Here is a 19594-nt window from a genome sequence, read left to right on the forward strand (position 1 = left end):
CCGTCACGCGGGGGCCTCGCGAACCGGTCAGAAGAAGACGCTGGTCGGGTTGAGCTCGTCCTCGGCGCGGGGTTCGGGGATCCAGCCGAGCGAGACCGGCACGTCGTACAGCCGGCCGGGGCCGAGCCGCCGCCAGAAGTGCCGCATGCCGGGCGCGATCACCCGGACCACGCTGAGCTCCAGGTCCGGGCGGCTCTGGTCGAGCGCGATGACCTCGATCCCGGCCGCGGCGGCCCTGGCCACGCAGGTCTGCACGTCACCGGCCAGGTCGCCGCCGTCCGAGCGGGCGTAGTCGGCCAGGGTGCGGGGACGCGCGGCGGGGTCGGGCACCAGCCACGGCTCCTCGGCCAGCTTGGTCTCCTTCCACCAGGCCAGCGTGGCGACGTCGTCGTCCAGGTAGAGCGTCTCGCCGTGCTCGTCGCGCCGCTCCACCGAGGGCAGGAACTGGTTGACCTCGGTCAGCGTCCTGATGGCGGCGATCCGCGGGTCGAGGTGGGCGCCGAACCCGACGATGACGTCCTCCACCGGGTGCCCCAGCCGGTGCGAGACCCCGACGAACGCCGGGATGCCGAGGTCGGTCGTGATGTCCAGCAGCCACAGGTCGCGGTCCATGCCGCGGTAGAACTCGCGCACGGTGTCGACGTACGGGTCGCGCAGCGAGTCCAGGTCGAAGGCCGGCCGCCGGGCCCGGTTGTACCACCACAGGGCCACCGCGTCGCGCTCGACCAGCTCGCAGAAGCCCTGCAGGACGGCCTCCTCGATCGAGTTGCCCGAGGCGTTGCCGTTGGAGTCGCCCACGCAGTAGAAGTGGCGCTCCAGGTCGGGGTGGCCGTACCAGGCGTAGCCGGAGGGCACCAGCCGCTCCCGCTCCTCGGTCAGCGACCAGGCGGGCGACCAGTCGATCGGCAGGTCCGTACGGAACCGCTCGGGCACCAGGTGCAGCCGGTGCGCGGGGTCCTTGTTCCACTCCTCGCGGCCGGCGTACTGGGCGTCGGAGAAGTGCAGCAGCGACTCCGGGTGGACGGCCACCGCCGGGTCGAGGTCGGCGTAGGCGGCCTCGGTGACCGGCTCCTCGCCGCGCCAGACCCCCGAGTAGCGCTCGATGGCCTCGCACAGCGCGCTCACCCTGGCCTGCACCTCGGTCCGGCCCTTGCCGCCGCTCTGCCCCCGCAGGTTGCGCCGCAGCAGGTCCATGTTGTCGCCGATCATGGCGAAGTTGTGGCCAGCGGTGAAGCTGTAGGTGACGCCGTTGTCCTGCTCGGCGAAGGTGTGCAGCCGGGTGACCGCGCCGATCAGCGGGCTGATGTGCTTCTCCAGCCGGGCGTACGTTCGCGCGGGCGGCTCGATGCGGTAACCGCCGTCGGTGACGTGCCGGGCGCTGCGCGCCGACAGCGCGACCTTGGGGCTGCGCTGGCTGATCAGCGTGGGATCGCCGCAGGCCGGGCACTGCGGCAGCCGGACCAGAGTGTGCTCCATGACGCCGAGCGTGCGCAGGTCGACGGTGGTCATCCGGCCCTCCAGCCGCGAGGAGGCCGCCCCCGCGGCGATCCGCGCCAGCTCCACGGCCAGCAGCCCGCCCGCCACGGCCGGACCGGCGGGCGCCGACTCCCGCGCCGGGTGGAAGGGCACCCCGCCGCCGCGCTTGCCCGCCAGGTACCGCTCGACCTGCCGGTTCCCGGCCAGCCGCTGCGCCAGGCAGGCCCAGCAGCCGGTACGTCCCGGCTGGAGCACCGGGCCGACCCAGAGCGTGATCCCGCCCGGCTTCACCAGCACCCACGGGTGCCCGGCGGCCAGGTGGGCGGCGTTGAGCCGGTCGAGCGCCGGGTCGAGGTAGTCGCCGGCCACGACGATCGACATCGTCCCTCCGGGCTCGGCGGCCGCCTCCTCCACACTGGCCGTACGCATACGTAATCCGTGCTCGCGCAGCACCGGGAGCAGCGGCGCGGCGTCGGCCCCCGCGCAGGCCACGACGGTGAATTCGGCGCGGGAGAGCGCGTCGTGGGCGTGGACCGGGTCAATTCCCTGCGCGTCCCAGAATGCCAGCGCGCTGTCCGGCCAATCCGGGCGGCCATTGGCGAGATGGCCGAATGCGGCGAATTTGCGAATGGCGATGAGCGTCTGCGGCAGCGGCACTTCGTCGCTCAGCGCGCTCGCGATCTCCGCGACGGTACGCCGTCCGTCCAGGTAGGGAAGGAGTTTCCCGGCCCCCGCCGACTGGACGAGGTAGTGCTGCCCCTCGGCCAGGAGAAACACCTTCGACCCGTCGATCACCTGGGGTGTGAAGTGCGCCTTGAGACGTGGGCGGTCCATGGCCCTCCCCGTATCGGGTCCATATCGGTTGATCGCAGAGTCGCATCGGGCCGGATCCGGTGTAAAGACGTAATTCCGGCGTACGCATTTCATCGGTACGACGGGGGAAAATACGTATTGGTCCGTCGGGAATGCGCATGCGCCCCGGCGTGGGCCGGCTGTTGAACCTGGTGCCAATAGTCCGGATTAGTCGGATTCGTGCGCCTAGGTATTGACAGCCCGCCCGCCTGAGGCGGCATGATCCTGGTGGACAGTTTCAGGGGGGCCGAACTGTGGGGAGTGGCGATGTCTTCGGGACAGCCGCTGCTACACCGTGACGTCGAGACCGCCGCGATGCGGGAGGCGCTGTCGAGGGTCCGTGCCGGCGGCCCCTCCGTCCTGCTGATCCAGGGGTCACGGGGCATGGGCAAGACGACCTTGCTCAACGCCGCGCTGGCGGCCAGGGGCGAGGTGGGGGCGCTGCTGCTGATGGCCCGGGGGCATCCCACCGAGCGCGACCACCCGTTCGGCGTCGTCCGCCAGCTCTTCGAACCGCTCATGACCGCCGGGCGCGCGCCGCCGTCCGGCGGGAGCTCCGTCGTCGGGCCCGACCTGGGCGGCGGCCTCGACCGGGGCCATCCCGTCACCCCCGACCTGCTGCACGGCCTCTACCGGGCCACCCGGTCCTTCACCGGCGACCGGCCGCTGATCATCGCCGTCGACGACGTGCACCACACCGATCCGCAGTCCTCCCAGTGGTGCTCCTACATCGCCCGGCGGCTCGACGGCCTGCCCATCGCGATGGTCCTCACCACCGCCGACACCACCGCCGACTCCGGCGGCCCCGACGACCTGGTCAGAGACCTGGCGGCGCTGCCGTACACGCGGCTGCTGCGGCCCGCGCCCCTGTGCGCCCAATGCGCCGCCCGGCTCATGGAGTCCATGCTCGGCGGCGGGAAGGAGACCGGGGACGAGATCGGCGAGGAGGTCGCCGCCGCCTGCCACCGGCTCACCCAGGGCAACCCGCTGCTGCTGCGCGAGCTGGCCGGGCGGCTCGGCCGGTCCGGCGTGCGCCCGGTGCGCGCCGAGCTGCCCCGGGTGCTGGAGATCGGCGCGCTGGCGCTGACCGAGACCGCGCTCGGCTGGTTGTCCGGCAGCGGCTCCGGCGTGGACGCCGCGGGCGTCGACCTGCTGCGCAGCCTGGCCATCGTCGCGCCCGAGGACGGCATGGAGGTCGCCTCCATGATCGCCGGGCACGGCCAGGACACCGCCAGGGCGGCGGGGGAGGCGCTGCGCCGCGCCGGGCTGGTCACCGGCACGCCGCCCGACCGCTTCGCCCATCCGCGCATCCAGCAGGCCGTGCTGGCCGGGATGGACCCGGGCGAGCGCGACCGGCTGCACCGCCGTACCGCGTCGCTGCTGTACCGGCTGGGCGCGCCGCTGCGCCGCTCGGCCCGCCACCTGATGTCGGCCGGCCCGACCGGCGACCCGCTCACCGTCACCGTGCTGCGCGAGGCCGCCGGGGAGGCCGCCGCCAGGCACTCGTGGGAGGACGCGACCGGCTACCTGCACCGCGCGCTGGCCGAGACCGACGACCAGGACACCGTGCTGGAGGTCACCGCCGAGCTGGGCGCCGTGGAGAAGCACCGCGACCTGCCCGCCTGCCTGCGCCACCTGCGCACCGCCTACGGCCGGGTCAGGCTGGCCCCGCACGCCCTGATGTCGCTGGCGCCGTTCGCCGACATCCTGGTCACCGCGAACTCCGCCGAGGCCGCCGAGGTCTTCGCCGGCGCGGCCGAGAGCGCCGCCGCCGCCCCGCAGTTCGGCGGCGCGGACCTGCTGCTCGTGCTCGCCGCCCAGGCGCTGCTGTGGGGCCGCTCGGCCGGACGGCTCGGCCTGCGCCGGCTCGGACGCTCCCTCGGCACGCTGGTCAGCCCGGCGGCCCGGGAGTTCCTCAGCGTGCTGGCCCTGGCCACCGGCGCGCGGGGCCGCAGCCTGCCGCGCACGCTCGCCCAGACCCGGCGCTGCCTCGACGGCCAGGGCCCGGTGCCGGCGGCCGCCGTGCTGCCGCTGGTGTGGGGCGACCGCCTCGACGAGGCCTCCTACTGGGCCGAACGCCTGGTCAGCGAGACCCAGGAGGCCGGCTCCGGCACCGGCCTGGCGCTGGCGCTGCTGACCCGGGCCGAGGTGCGCTACCAGCTCGGCAGCCTGGAGGCCGGGCTGGCCGACGCCGAGGCCGCCGTCGTCAGCGCGCGCGAGTGCCAGGCCGAGGGGTTCCACGTGGCCGCCGCCGCCTGTGCCGCCCGGGTGCTGGTGGAGTTCGGCGACCTGGAGGCCGCGGAGTCGGCGCTGAAGTCCGTCGCCCCGTACGGCGACTGGCACCCGATGATCTCCGGACAGGCCCTCGACGCCCTGGGCCGCCTCCGGCTCGCCCAGGGCCGCCCGCGCGACGGCCTGCTGACCCTGCTGGAGTGCGGCCGCCGCCTGACCGCCGCCGGCATCACCAACCCCGCCTGCGTGCCCTGGGGCACGAACTCGATCCTGGCCTACGTCCTGTCCGGGGAGCGCTCGGCGGCCCGCATGGTGGCCGAACGGGAGCTGGAGCTGGCCCGCGCCTGGGGCGCGCCCACCGTCGTCGCCCGCGCGCTCAGCGCGGGCAGCCTCGCCCACGAGGGACGGGTCCGGCTCGACATGCTGCACGAGGCCGTCGCCCTGCTGGGCAACCGGGGCGCCCGGCTCGAACACGCCAGGGCCCTGCTCCGCCTCGGCATCGCCCAGCGCCAGGCCGGCGACGACGGCAAGGCCCACGAGACGCTGGCCCTGGCGCTGCGGCTGGCCGCCGACTGCGGCGCGGGCCGCCTGGCCGCCCTGGCCGACAAGCACCGCGCCGCCACCGCCCCGGCCCGCGCCGCCGCCCTCGTCCCCGGCCAGGACGACCACGTGCTGACCGTCGGCGAACGCCGGGTCACCGACCTGGTGCTGCGCGGGATGAGCAACCTGGAGGTGGCCACGACGCTGTCGATCAGCAAGCGCACCGTGGACACCCATCTCGCCCGCATCTACCGCAAGCTCGGCATCCACACCCGCGCCGAACTCGCCGTCATCCTCACCGGCCTGTCCGACGACGACCCGCCCGCCGGCGAACCCGTGCCCACCGGCCCCCACGAATACCTGTGAAGGCGGATCGCCGCGTCGCTCAACCTGGCCGACGCCCATCGGTACGCAGGTGACGCGGCAACCTCGGAAACCCTGTGCCGCGCGACGCTCGCCCTTGCCAGGAAGGAAGCACCCGAAATGGTGTGCTTCCCGCTCCAGCATCTCGGCAAGACCCTTGCCGACCTGGGACGCAAGCAGGAGGCCCGCGAGGTGCTGCAGGAGGCCCTGGCCCTGCGCACGGCCGAAGGCGACCCCGAGCTGATCGCCGGCACCCAGGCGGCCCTGCGATCACTCGACGCCGCCGCCATCGGCGAAGACCCGACCCCTGATCGCCGCATGCCATTGGAGCGGCCGGGGGACGCGAGCGTGACGACGATCGAGCAGGAGCCGTCCGACCCCTGGCCGTGATCCGCCCGCTCGGCCTCCCCTCAGCCGAGCCGGTACAGCTCACCGCCGCCCTTGTCGGACCTGCCGCCGTACGCGCTCGCGGGAACCCTCGTGCCGTTCTTCCGCACCCATGAGGCGATGGCGGGGTCGCCGCTCATCGGGCCGCTCTCACCCGCCCCGTTGATCACGATGTGGCGCAGTTCGCCCCTGCCGACGTACTCCTGCAGCCTGGCCACCGTCATCGCCGGGTCCTGCCCGGTGAAGCCGCCCATCGCGATCACCGGCTCGCCGGTCGACAGGATGATCGACGACGCCTGCTGGGCACTGACCACGGCGACCAGCCAGCGCGCACCGCCCCGGTTCTTGAGCAGGTAGCCGACCATGCCGTCGCTCAACTCACCGGCCGGCCCGCCGACCACCAGCATGCCGCCCCGCCCCTGGGGCGGCGCCTGACCGTTCCCGGCCTGACCGTTCTGGGCCTGCGCCGCGTACGGCCCCGCCAGCGCGTTGCCGCTGGTGTTGCCGCCGCCGAACGCGGTCACCGCCGCGTACGCCCCCGGACCCGCCAGGGCCGCGACCAGCGTCAACGCCATCGACGCGACGACGACGCCGTGGCTCCGCGCCCACGGCAGCCGCGCGGCCACCAGCGCGAGCACCGCCAGCACGGTCGCCGCCACGATCACCCAGCGCAGCCAGGGATTCCAGTCGGGCGTCCGGTTCAGCAGCGCGAACGACCACGCCCCGGTGACCGCGACGCCCACGGGCAGCACCCACGACCACCGGACCGGCCCCCGGTACGCGTCGTACAACAACACCCCGCCCACTCCGGCCAGTACGGCGATCGCGGGGGCCAGCGAGGTGGTGTAGTACGGGTGGAACACGCCCTTGGCGAAGCTGAACGCCGCCCAGTACATCGCCAGCCAGCCGCCCCACAGCACCAGCCCGGCCCGGGCCAGGTCGGTGCGCGACCGCTGCCACAGCAGCACGCCCCCCGCGATCAGCGCGAGCATCGCGAACGGCAGCAGCCAGGAGATCTGACCGCCGACCATGTCGTTGAACATCCGTCCCGCGCCCGGGGCGCCGCCGAAGCCCCCGCCGCCCCGGCCGCCGCCGGGCGTCTCCAGTCCGAAGATCCGGCCCAGGCCGTTGAAGCCGATGACGAGGTCACGCACAGTGCCGTCGGTGCTGCCTCCGATGAACGGACGACTCCCGGACGGGGTCAGGTCGACCACCACCATCCACCAGGAACTCGACACCACCAGCACCGCACCCGCCGCCAGGAGATGCCCCACCCGGCGCAGCACGCCCGGCCTGGCCGCCACCAGGTAGGCCAGCGCCAGCGCCGGGACGACCACGAACGCCTGCAGCATCTTGGTGTTGAACCCGCACCCCACGAACGCGGCCGAGGCCAGCAGCCAGCGCAGGCGTCCCGACTCGATCGCGCGCTGACACGACCACGCGGCCAGCACCAGCCACAGCACCAGCAGCGTGTCGGGATTGTTGTCGCGGTTGATGGCCACCGTGATCGGGGTCAGCGCCAGCACCCCGGCAGCGATCAGCGCCGCCGGAAACCCGGCCGCGCGCCGTACCGTGGCGTGCAGCACCGCGACGGCGGCCACCCCGGCCAGCACCTGCGGCAACATCAAGCTCCACGTCCCGAACCCCAGGACGCGGGCGAGCAGGCCCATCGCCCACAGCGCCATCGGAGGCTTGTCCACGGTGATGAACGACTCGGCGTCCAGGGCCCCGAAGAAGAACGCCTTCCAGCTCCCGGTGTCGCTCTTGACCGCCGCCGAGTAGTAGGAGTTGGCGTAGCCGGCCGACCACAGGTTCCACGCGTACAGCACGAAAGCCGCCGACAGCACGCCCCAGAGCGCCGGACGCGACCAGCGCGGATCTTCAGGCCCGCCCAAGGCCAGCCGGCGCAGCCACCCCGATGCGGCATGCGGGCGAGGCCTGTCAGACGGGCCCGGCGGATCGGAGGGCGTCAGTGAACGACGTACGCGGATGGTCATGCGACCTCGTCCTTCCGGGGCGTGCCGACGGTCGGATCGGCCGGGGCCGACCGGCGCCCCAGGCGTCGTGGATGGAAGATCCAGGTGCGCATCAGAAGGAACCGCACCAGCGTCGCGACCCCGTTGGCGGTCACCAGCGCGGCGATCTCGACGGCCCGTGGCGCCTCGGGCGCCAGTGCGTGCAGCAGGGCCAGGCAGCCGGTGCTCAGCACCAGTCCGAGCAGGAACGCCAGACCGCCCTCCAGCTGCTGCCGGAACGCCCGTTCCCGGCCCGTCACCCCGAAGGTGAACCGGCGGTTGGCGGCGGTGTTGCCGACAGTGGTGATCAACAGCGAGACCGCGTTCGCCCACAGCGGCCCCGTCACCATGCGCAGCAGCACGAACAGCACCAGCTGAGCGATCGTGCTGAACACCCCGATGATCGCGAAAGTCGGCAGTTGCCGGGCCATCCCCGCCGGCAGCCGCGGCCGCGGCCGGCTCTTCACCGGGGCGTCGAACGCGCCCGTCAGCATGCGCCGCGCCACCCGGGCCATGCCCTTCAGGTCATCCAGCGCGGTTCGCAGGACGTCCACGCGGCTGTCGGGGTCGTCGACCCAGTCCACCGGCACCTCGTGGATGCGCAGCCCGTTGCACTCGGCCAGCAGCAGCAACTCGGTGTCGAAGAACCACTTCTCGTCCTGCACCGACGGCAGCAACGCCCTGGCGATCACGGTCCGCGCGGCCTTGAAACCACATTGGGCGTCGGTGAAGCGGGCCGCCAGCGTTGTGCGCAACAACACGTTGTAACCCCGGGAGATCAGCTCCCGTCTCGGGCCGCGCACCACCGCCGACCCGCGCGTCAGCCGGGTCCCGATGGCCAGATCGCTGTGCCCGGAGATCAGCGGCGCCACCAGCGGAAAGAAGGCGTCCAGGTCGGTGGACAGATCCACGTCCATGTAGGCGACCACGTCGGCGTCGCTGTGGCTCCACACATGCCGCAGCGCCCGTCCGCGGCCCTTCTGCTCCAGCCGTACCGCCCGGACCCCTTGCAGTTCGGTCTCCAGCTCCTGCGCGACCTGCCACGTCCCGTCGACGCTGGCGTTGTCGGCGATCGTGATCCGAAACCGGTAGGGGAACGTTTCTTCCAGATAGGCGTGCAGTCTGCGCACGCTGCACGCCAGCACATGCTGCTCGTTGTAGACCGGAATGGCGATCTCCACCATGCGATCCATGACCAACTCCTCGCTCGCTCGAAGGGCCTGTCAAAGGTGTGGCCGCGGAGTCGATCACCTGGCGGCGACGTCCGCTGCGCCGAGCCGGGACGCACGCGAACTCAGGGCGGCCAACGCCGTGCCCCTCAGCGTGTCGACCGCCGGACCACCTCAGCCGCCCCCGCCCCCGCCGCCGCCAGGCGTGCCGCCGGTGACAGCCTGTACCTCCCGCCCGGTCAGCTCCTGCAGCGTCCCGCCGTCGGTGTTGCTGAGGATGACACCGACCCAGCCGGTGTACGGGTAGATGTTCCAGCTGGCGCCGACACCGGGGTTGGCGCCGGCGCGCCCGTGCACCCACTGACCGCTGACGATGCGGACCGCCATGTGGTAGGCCCCGAACGACTGCGGCCCGTGGGGGAACTTGGCCGCGGTGAGCACCTCGGCGTAGGGCCGTTCCAGCACCGTGCCCTCGCTCAGGGCGTGCGCGAACCGGACCAGATCCGGTGCGGTGGCGAAGCCCCCGTCCCCAGGAGCGTCGATGAAGCCGCGGCCCGGGTTCTTGCCCGGCGTGGACTGGTTCGAGCTGCTCTTGCCCAGGTTGCGGACGGCGTCCACCACGCTGCCGTCAGCCAGCCTCATGTGAGGGTGCGCGATGTGCGCATCGGTGAGCCACTGCCGCCTGGTGTAGAACGCCGAGCCGGTCATGCCGCAGCGCTTGAAGATGTTCTCCTCGACGTAGTCCCAGTACGTCCTGCCGGTCACCGCCTCCACGATCAGCGCCGGGATGACGACGTCGGCGCCGGCGTGTTCGGTGGGGGTGCCGGGGGAGGCCACCAGCTTCGCCTTCCGGGCCCACCGCTCGTAGAACTCGTGCACCTCCTCCCGGCTCCGGAAGATGCGCTGCGGGTCCTCCTCCGGGGTGTTCAGCCCGGAGGTGCCGGAGAGCAGGTGGTGGACGGTCACCCGCTCGGCGACGTCCTTGGCGTAGCCCGTCAGGTGGGTGCCCACCGTGTCCGACAGCTTCACCTTGCCCTGCTGCACCAGCTGCAGGATGGCCACCGCGCCGAACGGCTTGCCCGCCGAACTGAGGCTGAACGCGATGCCTTCGTGATTGCGGATCCCCTTCTCCTTGTCCGCCATGCCGTAGCTGCGGGACAGCACCGTCCGGCCCCGGTGCGACAGCAGCACCACGCCGGAGAACCTGCCCTCCGCGGCCAGCTTCGCCACGTACCGGTCGTAGGCTCCGCCGGGACGGGTGTCCGGCGGGATGCCGGGGCCGGTCGCGGCCGGACGGTGCTGCCGGTTGCCCGGCCGGCCGCCCACCAGCGGCGCGCCGGCCGCCACCACGCCGGCCGCCGCGAGCCCGCTCCACCCGAGCAGCCGCCGCCGGCCGACGCCACCCACAGAGTCCATGATCACGGTCCTTTCCTGACGACGAACCGACCGCTGCAGGTCTGACCACGACCGCCGCCGGCAGCCGATCACCACCATGTGGTCGGTGCCTCTACTGAAGACGGAGGACGGTTGCGGTGGCGTATGCGCTTTTCGATACGCCCGCGATACACCGAACCCCCGACATCAAGGCACTGACGCAGGCCGCTCGACAGCCCGGGGGAGTATGGCCGGTGGCCCTGGTAGGCCATCGAACATGGCGGGGGGATCTCACCGGCGAAGAATGGTCCCTGATCGACCGCTGGATGAGCGCGGCCCGAGATCGGATCTGCGGCGGCTGTTCAACGCGGTGAGGTGGCGGTTCCGTACCGGCAGCCTGTGGGACGTGACCTGACCGGACGAGTACGAGCCGCTGGCCGGAACTCCGTACAGGCCCTGGGCCGGCGGCCCGATGGGCGGCCGCCTGAGGATGAGCGTCTGGAGCCGTGAGGCGGGCCTTGCCCGGGAAGGCGGGGGCCGGTCCGCGAAACGAAGAAGCCCCAGTCGTCCGGCGCTTGCCGTTCGCTGGGGCTTGACCGCTGTCCGGACCGGACCGAAACCCGGTCTGACTTCCGAAGAGCGTGGGTGGACGATACTGGGATTGAACCAGTGACCTCTTCCGTGTCAGGGAAGCGCTCTCCCGCTGAGCTAATCGTCCTTGTTGAGTTGTCACTCAGAGCGGAAGACGGGATTCGAACCCGCGACCCTCACCTTGGCAAGGTGATGCTCTACCACTGAGCCACTTCCGCATGGCGCACTTAACTTTACCGGACCCAGGAGAGTCCGTTGTACCACCGAGGTGGAGACGGGATTTGAACCCGTGTAGACGGCTTTGCAGGCCGCTGCCTCGCCTCTCGGCCACTCCACCAGGAGTTTGACTCCGAGCGGAAGACGGGATTCGAACCCGCGACCCTCACCTTGGCAAGGTGATGCTCTACCACTGAGCCACTTCCGCGTGAATCCCCCGCGAACTCGCGGGGCCACGGGAAAACCATATCGTCTTCGCGGAGTGCCCGTGCGCAGCCCGAGCCCCGTGGGGCGAAATTCAGCGGATGACGCGCACATCCTTGGCCTGGACGAACATGACACGATGCCCGAGCTGGATCTGGTGGTACCGGACGGACCCCGCGACCCGCACGTGCCTGGCCGGGTTGAAGGCGCCGGCCGAGTAGAAGGAGCCGGTGACCGTGCCGCCCAGCGAGTACGACTGCCCCGGCCCGATCCGGTACTGCAACGGCGTCAGCGGCTGCACCCCGCCGCCGTGGTACGCCGACCGCTCCGGGTAGGCGCGGCCGTACACCTTGGTGCCCGCGGCCAGCGGCGTGACCAGCGGGCCCTTCGCCGGCACGGCCGTGGGGGCGGAGGACGGGTTGAGGAACCAGGCCCGCTGCCCCAGGTACCAGATCGCCGTCCAGTCGCCCTGCCGTCCGGCCACCGCGAACCGCTGCCCGGTCGAGGCGCGGGCGCTGTGGTCGTACACGCTGTACGTGCTCGGCTTCCCGGGGTGCTTGCCGGCGTCGTTGACCAGCGGGGCGCTCTCGCTCGGCCGGGTGTGCAGCCACACGCTGGCCGCGCCGTGCTCCGGGCACCGGCGGCCGGGCTTGGTGCTGGCGCAGCCGGTGTAGTACGGCCGGTTGTCGTCGTAGGACGGCCGGATGATCACCGACGAGCCCGTCCCGTCGCCCTTGAACGGGTGGTTCATCAGCTCGAAGTAGTGGGCCCAGTCCCAGTAGGGGCCGGGGTCCTCGTGCATGCCGGCGACCGCCTGCGCCGTGGCGCCCGGCACGTTGTCGTGGCCGAGGATGTGGGCGCGGTCGAGCGGGATGCCGTACCGGCCGGCGAGGTAGCGCACCAGCCGGGCCGACGACCGGTACATCGCCTCGGTGTACCAGGAGCCCCTGGCCAGGTAGCCCTCGTGCTCGATGCCGATCGAGCGGGCGTTGAAGTCCCAGTTGCCGGCGTGCCAGGCGATGTCCTTCGTCGGGACGTGCTGGGCGACGTGCCCGTCCCGGGAGCGGATCGTGTAGTGCCAGCTCACGTACTTCGGGTTGCCGATCATCGACGGGATGCCCTGGTAGCCGCCCTCGGTGTCGTGGATGACGATGTAGTCGATCTGGCGGCGGCCCTCGACCCGGTCGTGGTTGCCGTAGCCGCGGTCCTTCTTCCTGCCGTACCTCTCGTACGCGGCCGGCATCCACTCGCACCTGAGGCTGCTCGGGCACTCGGCGGACGAACCGGCGGAGGAGTCGGCGGCGGTCAGGGGCAGCTCGTCCTGCGCGGGCACGTCCCAGTCGGACTCGTCGGCCGACTCCGAGTCGTCGTCGCCCTCGGGCTCCATGTCGGAGAAGAAGAACGGGTCGTCGTCCTCGTCGTAGTCGTCGCCGGTCGGGCTGTCGTCGCCGGTCGCGCTCTTCGCCGGGGCCGCGGGCGGGCGCAGGCCGGGCACGGCGTCCAGCCGCACGTCGAAGCCGTCGTCCGTGCGCCGCGCGACGCCCTCGCGCAGCACCGCGAACACCTCGTCGGCGAACGACCGCGCGGCGAGCGGGTCGCGGGCGCCCGAGTAGCGGGCGACGGCCGCGTACCAGTCGGCCGGGTCGGGGCTGGGGTGGCGCTGGTAGGAGGCGAGCAGGGCGGCGCCGCCCCTGATGTTGGCCCGCGGGTCCGCGCGCAGCGCCCGCGGCGCGACCCCGGCCAGCCGCCCGGCCAGCGCGAGCGTCGCGTCCGGCACCGCGTCCGGCACAGCATCCGGCACAGCGTCCGGCACCGCGGCCGCCGACGTGCCGGCCCCCGCCATCAACCGCGCCCCCGACGACTGCGAAGCCGACCGGGAAGCCGACCGGGAAGCCGACTGCGAGGCCGACCGGGAAGCCGACTGCGAGGCCGACCGGGAGTCCGACTGCGAGGCCGATCGGGAGGCCGACTCGGGTGACCGGGAGACCGGCCGGCGGACCGGCCGCGTCGCCGACCGGGGCAGTGGGCGGCTGTCGTCGCCCCTGGCGTCGCCCGGCGCGAACCCCTCCGCGGCCGGGCCCGCCTGCCCGGCGGGCACGACGTCCACCAGGTGCATCGGGCCGTACCCGCCCGCCGTGCTGGGACGGCCGCCGTTGGCGTCCCACCGCGACTCCAGGTACGACACCCCGAGCAGCACGCTCACCGGCACCCCGAACTCCGCCGCGGCGGCCGCGAAGTCGGCCTGCCGCCCCTGCTCCCGGACCCCCGTGCCGCCCGTGACGGCGGGCGCGGCCGGGACGGCCGGGCCGCCGACGACGGCGCACACACCGGCGGACAAGCTGGTGGCCAGGACGGCGGCAAGCCGAAGCTGCATGACATCTCCCCACGGAACGGCACTACTCGATCACCGTCCGTAACCATTCCCAGAAAGGGATGTGTCAGACGGGTCGAATGTTACGGATGAGCAGCGCGGGATCCGCCGCGCCAGCCTCTCGACGACCCGCAGGAGAGAAGTGGTAGCGCTCTGGAGTTAAATCCTGCCCGATTCCGGGCAGGATGTTGGCGTGTCTCGCTCCAGATGCGTAATGTCCTCGTCTGTGTCCACGGCGCGGCATCCCTACGAAGACCTCATCGCCCATCTCACCCGGACGAGCGCGCTCGGCCCAGGAGAGGCGGCCCGCGTGGTCGCCGACGTGCTGTCGTACTTCTCCGAGCCGGTCGAGGAGTTCGTACGCCGCCGTCACGGCGAGCTCAAGGCCCGCGGCCTGACCAACGACGAGATCTTCCCCCGGATCGCCGCCGAGTTACCCGCACGCCGGGTAGCGGCACCAGAGCTGTCGCTGCGGCAGCTCCGCAGGATCGTCTACGGATAAGAGGAGACCTCGATGTGCGGAATCGTGGCCTACGTGGGCCCCAAGGACGCGGCGCCCATCCTGTTGGAAGGGCTGCAGCGGCTTGAGTACCGGGGCTACGACTCCGCCGGGGTCGTGGTGTCGAACAAGGGACTCAAGGTACGCAAGGTCAAGGGCCGGGTCGCCGACCTGGCCAAGGTCGTGCCGGTGCGGTTCAAGGGCAACCACGGCATCGGCCACACCCGCTGGGCCACCCACGGCGTGCCCAGCGACGAGAACGCCCACCCGCACCTGTCGGCCGACCAGCGCATCGCCGTCGTGCACAACGGCATCATCGAGAACGCCGGCGAGCTGCGCGCCAAGCTGGAGGCCGACGGCGTCACGTTCCTGTCCGAGACCGACACCGAGGTCCTGGCCCACCTGATCGCCCGCGCCGCCGAGGAGAACGACTCCCTGGAGGAGGCGGTCAGGAAGACGCTCAAGAACATCGTCGGCACGTACGGCATCGCGGTGATCGACGCCGAGCGGCCGGGCGAGGTGGTCGTGGCGCGCAACGGCAGCCCGATCGTGCTCGGCATCGGCGAGAAGGAGATGTTCGCCGCCTCCGACGTCGCCGCCCTGGTCCGCTACACCCGCCAGGTCGTGCACCTGGAGGACGGCGAGCTGGCCGTGCTCAAGGCCGACGGTTTCCACACCTTCGCCAGCGACGCCCGCGAGACCGCCAAGGAGCCGCTGACCGTCGACTGGGACGCCGGCCACTACGACACCGGCGGCTACGAGCACTACCTGCTCAAGGAGATCTCCGAGCAGCCCGAGACGATGACCCGCACGATGAGCGGCCGCCTCGACGAGCGCTTCCACGTCGCCCACCTCGGCGGCCTGAACATGGACGCCCGCGAGACGCGCTCGTTCCGCCGGGTGAAGATCATCGGCTGCGGGTCGGCGTACTACTCCGGGCAGATCGGTGCGCAGCTCATCGAGGAGCTGGCGCGCATCCCGGCCGACGCCGAGCCGGCCAGCGAGTTCCGCTACCGCAACCCCGTCGTCGACCCCGACACCCTCTACGTCGCGATCAGCCAGTCGGGCGAGACCTACGACACGCTGGCCGCCGTCCAGGAGCTCAAGCGCAAGGGCGGCCGGGTGATCGGCATCGTCAACGCCGTGGGCAGCGCCATCGCCCGCGAGGTCGACGGCGGCATCTACCTGCACGCCGGGCCCGAGGTCTCGGTCGCCTCGACCAAGGCGTTCACCTCGACCTCGGTCGCCTTCGCGCTGCTCGCGCTGCACCTGGGCCGGGTGCGCGACCTGTCGCCGGCCGACGGGCGGCGCATCGTGGAGGGCCTGCGCCGGCTGCCCGGCCAGATCGAGGAGATCCTCGCCCAGGGCGACAAGATCGCCGAGCTGGCGCAGAAGTACGCCAAGCACCCGAGCATGATGTTCGTCGGCCGGGTCAGGGGCTACCCGGTGGCCCGCGAGGGCGCGCAGAAGCTCAAGGAGATCTCGTACGTGCACGCCGAGGCGTACCCGGCCAGCGAGCTCAAGCACGGCCCGCTCGCGCTGATCGGCCCGGACATGCCGACGGTCGCGATCGTCCCCGACGACGAGCTGCTCGACAAGAACCTCACCACGCTCGGCGAGATCCGCGCCCGCGGCGGCCAGGTGCTCATGGTCGGCCACCGCGAGCCCGACGCCAAGCTGGCCGACGACGTGATCGTGATCCCGAAGAACGAGATCGAGCTCGACCCGATGCTGCTGACGATCCCGCTCCAGCTGCTGGCCTACCACGCGGCGGTCGCCCTCGGCAGGGACGTGGACAAGCCTCGCAATCTCGCCAAGAGCGTGACTGTGGAATAAATTCAGCCACAATCCTCGCAGGGTAGTGTTATCCGGCTGCGTACCACATAAATTCATTACTGTGCGGCAGTTCGACCCCCACACTCCGAATCTCGCACGCATGTACGACTACATGCTCGGCGGGACGGACAACTTCGCGGTCGACCGCCTGGCGATCGACCAGCTCGCCGAGCTGGTCCCGGAGGCGGTCCCGCTGGCCCGCGCGAACCGGGCCTTCCTCCAGCGTGCCGTGCGCTACGTCGCCGCCGCGGGGATCACCCAGTTCATCGACCTGGGCAGCGGGCTGCCGACGCAGGGCAGCGTGCACGAGGTCGCGCCGGCGGCCAGGGTCGTCTACGTCGACGACGACCCGGTCGTCGCCGCGCACGCCAGGGCCCTGCTCGCCGGGGCGGACAGGGCCGCCTTCCTGGAGGCCGACCTGCTCGACCACGAGGAGGTGCTGGCCCGCGCGGGCCGGTTCCTGGACCTGTCGCGGCCGGTCGCGATCGTGCTGGTGTCGATCCTGCACTTCCTGCCCGACGCGGCCGATCCGCAGGGCGCGGTGGCGGCGCTGCGCGAGGCGGTCGCGCCCGGCAGCCGTCTGGTGATCTCGCACGCCACCTCGATGGGACGCCTGTCGGACGAGGAGAACCCGCGCGGGGGCCGCCGCGGCTCGTCCGGCTCGGGCGGGGCGGACCGCAGCCCGGCCGAGATCCGCGCGTTCTTCGGCGGCTTCGCGCTCGACCCGCCCGGCCTGGTGCAGGCCGTGGACTGGCGGCCGGACCGGCCCAAGCTGGTGGGGGACTGGTCGCTGCCGTCGTCCCTGATGGCCGGGGTGGCCACGAAGCAGGACTGACTCCGGCATACGCCGAAATTTCGGTTAACCGTATCCCGATGTGTAACAGCGAGTGAACTGTCAATAACTTTGGGTAATAGCGGTACTCGCGAAGGTCGGGGGAGGGCGGATGCGTCGTCGGCGGTTCTTGGCATGGACCCTGGGCGCGGCGGCGTGCGCGGCCGGATGCGGGACGGAACACGTCGTCGGCGGCCCCGCCGGCGCGAGGGGGCGGTTCTCGATCGTCGCGGGCGGCGACCGCTGGGCCCGGATCGGCGAGGCGTTCGCCGCCGCCGCGCGCGCCTCGGGCGTCGGCGCGTCGCCCACCGGCACGCGGATCACCGTGACCGGCCTGCCCGCGCTGGCGGCCTCCGAGCTGAACAACGGGCAGACGCTGCTCGACACCTCGACCCCGCTGTCCAGGCTCACCGGCGACGTCGAGGTCGTCGTCGTGCCCGGCAACTCCCGGTTCGCCGACTTCGACGACTTCGGCGCCCACCTGCGGGCCGACCCGAGCGGGACGATGCTGGCCGGCGGGCCGCAGGGCGAGCCCGACCACCTGCTGTTCGGCCTGATCGCCAAGGGGCTCGGCGCCGACACCAGGCAGATGGACTACACCGGCTACCCCAGCAGCCACGAGGCCGTCTCGGCGCTGCTCGGCGGCAAGGCGGCGGCCGCGGCGGGCCTGCTCGGCGACTGGCGCGCGGCCATCGACGGCGGCCGGGTCAGGGCCCTGGCCGTCTCCTGCGCCCGCCGGGTGCCGGGACTCGACGTGCCGACCCTGCTGGAGTCCGGCGTGCGGGTGGACTTCGCGGACTGGGCCGCGGCCGTCGGGCCGGAGAACATGCCGGAGGACGGCAGGGAGTCGGCCGTGCGCATGTGCGACGAGGTGACCTCCTCGGCCTCGTGGCGGCGGGCGTGCCGGAAGGCGGGGTGGATCTCGATCCCGCTCAGCGGGGACGACTTCCGGCTCTGGCTGACCTCCGAGGTCGAGCGCACCCAGGCCGTGCTGCGCGATCTGGGGCTGCTGGCCAGCACCAGAGCCACGACGTGCTGGGGCAGTTGCGGCAACGGCCACTAGCCGAAAGGCGTGTCCGTGCGTATGGAGTGGCGCTTGAGGGCAATGTGACCTTGAAGCGACGTTCTACGACATAGGGGGCGCGAAGCGTGCAGTCGCCGGCAGCCTGGCCGATCCTCGTCATCTCGGTGGTCGGAGCGGTGCTCCTGGTGGAGGTGGTCCGCCGGGTGCTGATCCGGGTCGGACGAAAATGGGCCCTGGCCCGCCACCTGGTCGAGCACTGCACGTGGCCGGCGTTCTGCGTGGCCGCCACGGTGGCCTGCAACCTGGTCTTCGCCCCCGGCATCTTCGGCGACACGGCCGACGAGCGCGGCCTGGCCCAGTCGGTGGACCGGGTCATCGGCCTGGCCACCATCGGCACGGTGACCTGGCTGATCATCCAGGCGACGTACGCGCTGACGGACGTCGTGCTCGACCGGCTGGTGCTCGTCGAGGGCGAGCGCAACCGCCGGGCGCGGCGGATCAGGACGCAGATCGCGCTGGTGCGCCGTATCGCCGCCGCGGTCATCATCGTCATCGCGCTCGGCGCCATGCTGTTCTCCTTCCCGCAGGTGCGGGCGCTCGGCGCCGGGCTGCTGGCCTCGGCCGGCATCGCCGGCGCCATCGTCGGCATCGCGGCCCAGCCGACCATCGGCAACATGCTGGCCGGGCTGCAACTGGCCTTCAGCGACGCGCTGCGGCTGGACGACGTCGTCGTGGTGGAGGAGGAGTGGGGCAGGATCGAGGAGCTCACGCTCACGTACGTGGTGCTGCGCCTGTGGGACGAGCGGCGGCTGGTGCTGCCCGTCTCCTACTTCACCCAGAACCCGTTCGAGAACTGGACCAGGCACGGCAGCCGGGTGCTCGCCGTGGTGTTCCTGCGGGTCGACTGGGCGGTGCCGGTGCCCAAACTGCGCGACGCCCTGTACGAGTTCCTTCAGGGCAACCCGCTGTGGGACCAGAAGGACTGGACGCTCCAGGTCACCGACGTGCTGCCCAACGGCCTGGTCGAGCTGCGCGCCCTGATGAGCGCCGCCGACTCGCCCTCCTCCTGGGACCTGAAGTGCGACGTCCGCGAATTCCTCGTCAATTTCGTCCGCGACAACTACCCGGACGCCCTTCCCCGGTTCCGCGTCGAGGCCCCTGAAACGCGCGCCGGGGTGGCCTGGACCAACGACCGGGACCGCGACCGACGATAAATGCGTGGCATTTCCGGCGGCCCCCGGTCTACCGTTGATCTCGTTCCGGAACGACATTCACGGAGAACGACGAGAAAGGCGGCGGCCATGTGCGGACCTCGACTCTACAGGCCGTCCGGCAACCGGCCTGAGCTGCGGCCAAGGCTTTCCCGGTGATTCCACGGAGAATCGACCAGGAAAGCCGTCCCGGGCCTCCGCCGGGGCGGCTTCGTTGATTTTCAGGACCGAGTGTGGGGCAGTTTGGTCAGCCCGCCTGCCTTGGGAGCAGGAGCACCGCAGGTTCGAATCCTGCCACTCGGACGTATGTGATGTCTCGGGACATCGGAAACCCTCGAACCTACGGGTTCGGGGGTTTCGTCTTGTTCGGGTTTGCCTGGGGCTGGTAGTCGCGGGTGGGGT

General features: G+C 71.9%; 12 protein-coding genes and 5 tRNA genes. 8 read left to right on the top strand and 9 right to left on the bottom strand.

Annotated features, from left to right (window positions below):
- Positions 1-27: 27 nt before the first annotated feature.
- Positions 28-2310 (bottom strand): TOMM precursor leader peptide-binding protein, encoded by a 2283-nt coding sequence (locus ACIBK9_RS39655; RefSeq protein WP_397163955.1) that lies wholly within the window; start codon positions 2308-2310, stop codon positions 28-30.
- 285 nt (positions 2311-2595) lie between these two features.
- Between ACIBK9_RS39655 and ACIBK9_RS39660 the strand changes: the two genes are divergently transcribed.
- Together ACIBK9_RS39660 and ACIBK9_RS39665 are read left to right on the top strand one after the other, a co-directional pair.
- Entirely contained in the window at positions 2596-5466 is a 2871-nt protein-coding gene (locus tag ACIBK9_RS39660) for an ATP-binding protein (protein ID WP_397163956.1), read from the top strand.
- Positions 5467-5472: 6 nt separating this feature from the next.
- On the top strand, positions 5473-5853 hold the full coding sequence (locus ACIBK9_RS39665; protein ID WP_397163971.1) for a tetratricopeptide repeat protein: 381 nt from the start codon (positions 5473-5475) through the stop codon (positions 5851-5853).
- Between the two features lie 20 nt (positions 5854-5873).
- Here the strand turns inward: ACIBK9_RS39665 and ACIBK9_RS39670 are convergent, their stop codons facing one another.
- The 8 genes from ACIBK9_RS39670 to ACIBK9_RS39705 form a co-directional block, all read right to left on the bottom strand.
- Positions 5874-7697 carry a glycosyltransferase family 39 protein gene (locus tag ACIBK9_RS39670; protein WP_397163958.1) on the bottom strand — a complete coding sequence of 608 codons (1824 nt, stop codon included), beginning with the start codon at positions 7695-7697 and terminating at the stop codon, positions 5874-5876.
- Positions 7698-7843: 146 nt separating this feature from the next.
- Complete coding sequence (locus tag ACIBK9_RS39675; RefSeq protein WP_397163960.1) at positions 7844-9058, bottom strand: glycosyltransferase; 1215 nt, start codon at positions 9056-9058, stop codon at positions 7844-7846.
- A gap of 150 nt (positions 9059-9208) precedes the next feature.
- Positions 9209-10450 (bottom strand): serine hydrolase domain-containing protein, encoded by a 1242-nt coding sequence (locus tag ACIBK9_RS39680; protein WP_397163961.1) that lies wholly within the window; start codon positions 10448-10450, stop codon positions 9209-9211.
- A gap of 604 nt (positions 10451-11054) precedes the next feature.
- A tRNA-Val gene (locus ACIBK9_RS39685) sits at positions 11055-11126 on the bottom strand.
- Between the two features lie 19 nt (positions 11127-11145).
- Positions 11146-11217 (bottom strand) — tRNA-Gly (locus ACIBK9_RS39690).
- A 48-nt stretch (positions 11218-11265) separates the two neighbouring features.
- Positions 11266-11336, bottom strand: a tRNA-Cys gene (locus ACIBK9_RS39695).
- A gap of 15 nt (positions 11337-11351) precedes the next feature.
- Positions 11352-11423: transfer RNA gene (locus tag ACIBK9_RS39700), tRNA-Gly, on the bottom strand.
- A gap of 90 nt (positions 11424-11513) precedes the next feature.
- Positions 11514-13793, bottom strand: coding sequence for an N-acetylmuramoyl-L-alanine amidase (locus ACIBK9_RS39705; protein WP_397163962.1), 2280 nt, complete (start codon positions 13791-13793; stop codon positions 11514-11516).
- A 211-nt stretch (positions 13794-14004) separates the two neighbouring features.
- On the opposite strand from ACIBK9_RS39705, the gene ACIBK9_RS39710 reads away from it, so the two are divergent.
- The 6 genes from ACIBK9_RS39710 (at position 14005) to ACIBK9_RS39735 (ending at position 19495) form a co-directional block, all read left to right on the top strand.
- Positions 14005-14292, top strand: a complete 288-nt coding sequence (locus tag ACIBK9_RS39710; protein WP_358285425.1) for a hypothetical protein — start codon at positions 14005-14007, stop codon at positions 14290-14292.
- A gap of 12 nt (positions 14293-14304) precedes the next feature.
- A complete protein-coding gene (gene glmS / locus ACIBK9_RS39715) occupies positions 14305-16125 on the top strand; it encodes a glutamine--fructose-6-phosphate transaminase (isomerizing) (protein ID WP_352361121.1) in 1821 nt (606 codons plus the stop codon).
- Between the two features lie 61 nt (positions 16126-16186).
- Positions 16187-16960, top strand: a complete 774-nt coding sequence (locus ACIBK9_RS39720) for an SAM-dependent methyltransferase (RefSeq protein WP_397163965.1) — start codon at positions 16187-16189, stop codon at positions 16958-16960.
- Positions 16961-17069: 109 nt separating this feature from the next.
- Positions 17070-18020, top strand: a complete 951-nt coding sequence (locus ACIBK9_RS39725) for a Bug family tripartite tricarboxylate transporter substrate binding protein (protein ID WP_397163967.1) — start codon at positions 17070-17072, stop codon at positions 18018-18020.
- An 86-nt stretch (positions 18021-18106) separates the two neighbouring features.
- Positions 18107-19195 carry a mechanosensitive ion channel domain-containing protein gene (locus ACIBK9_RS39730; RefSeq protein WP_352361127.1) on the top strand — a complete coding sequence of 363 codons (1089 nt, stop codon included), beginning with the start codon at positions 18107-18109 and terminating at the stop codon, positions 19193-19195.
- Positions 19196-19419: 224 nt separating this feature from the next.
- Positions 19420-19495 (top strand) — tRNA-Pro (locus ACIBK9_RS39735).
- Positions 19496-19594 lie beyond the last annotated feature (99 nt).

It is taken from the genome of Nonomuraea sp. NPDC050227 (assembly GCF_044459705.1).
In the GTDB taxonomy this organism is placed as follows: domain Bacteria; phylum Actinomycetota; class Actinomycetes; order Streptosporangiales; family Streptosporangiaceae; genus Nonomuraea.